Below are 1,090 nucleotides of genomic sequence, written 5' to 3' on the forward strand. Positions count from 1 at the left end.
ACGGGCGCTTCGACTCGATGGTGACGGGAATCCGCGTGGCGACGCCGACCGGCGACATCGAGCTCGGACGGTCGCCCGGCTCGGCGGCGGGTCCCGACCTGATCAGGGTGTTCCTCGGGTCGGAGGGCATCTTCGGCGTCATCACCGGGGTGCGGGTGCGGGTGCATCCGATCCCCCGCGAGCGTGTCTTCGAGTCCTGGTCCTTCCCCGACTTCGCCAGCGGGGCTGAGGGTTTGCGTCGTGTCGCGCAGCAGGGCAACGGGCCCACCGTCATCCGACTGTCCGACGAAGCGGAGACGGCGGTGAGCCTCGCGCAGGTCGGCAAGATCGGCAAGGCTCTTTCGAAGGGCGCGAGCGTGGTGACCGTGTACGAGGGTGATGGCATCGCCGAACGACGGGCTCGTACCAGCGCTCAGCTGGCTGCCGCCGGCGGCATCTCGGCAGGGGAGGGGGCGGCGGAGGACTGGCTGAAGGGCCGCTTCGACGGTCCTTACCTGAGGGATTCACTGCTCGACGCCGGAGTCTTCTGCGAGACACTGGAGACCGCGACCACGTGGTCGAACCTGCAGAGGCTGCGATCGGCCGTCGAAGCGGCTCTCAAGGACGGCTTCGCGGATGCCGGGGCGAAGTCGTACGTCATGTGCCACGTGTCCCACATCTACCCGACGGGGGCGTCGCTCTACTTCACCGTCCTCGCCGGTATCCGCTCCGATCCGCTCAGGGCGTGGGAGCCCGTGAAGTCGCGCGTCAATGATGCGATCATCGCGTCGGGCGGAACCATCAGCCACCACCACGCGGTCGGCAGGGATCATGCGCCCTGGCTCCGTGAGGAGATCGGCGAGACCGGCATCCGGATCCTCGCCGCCATCAAGCGTGAACTCGATCCTGTCGGCGTGCTCAACCCCGGCGCCGTGATCCCGATCGAGCGGTCGCGCTGACGTGGCCGAGCACATCGCGGTGCTCGCGAACCCGTCCTCCGGCAAGGGGCGGGGCGGAAGGGCAGCCGAAGCCGCTGTCCTGCACCTCAGGAGTCGCGGGGCCGAGGTGCGTGCTTATGCGGGCGGCTCCGCGGCCGACACGGCCCGGCTCG

1 protein-coding gene is annotated in these 1,090 nt (G+C 69.4%); it reads left to right on the top strand.

Annotation, left to right across the window (positions count from 1 at the left end):
- A partial coding sequence (locus KZA10_RS15850) for an FAD-binding oxidoreductase (protein ID WP_306300831.1) occupies nt 1-938 on the top strand: 938 nt, incomplete at its 5' end.
- Nucleotides 939-1,090: the final 152 nt, after the last annotated feature.

Source organism: Microbacterium sp. BF1 (assembly GCF_019279095.1).
Taxonomy (GTDB): domain Bacteria; phylum Actinomycetota; class Actinomycetes; order Actinomycetales; family Microbacteriaceae; genus Microbacterium; species Microbacterium maritypicum.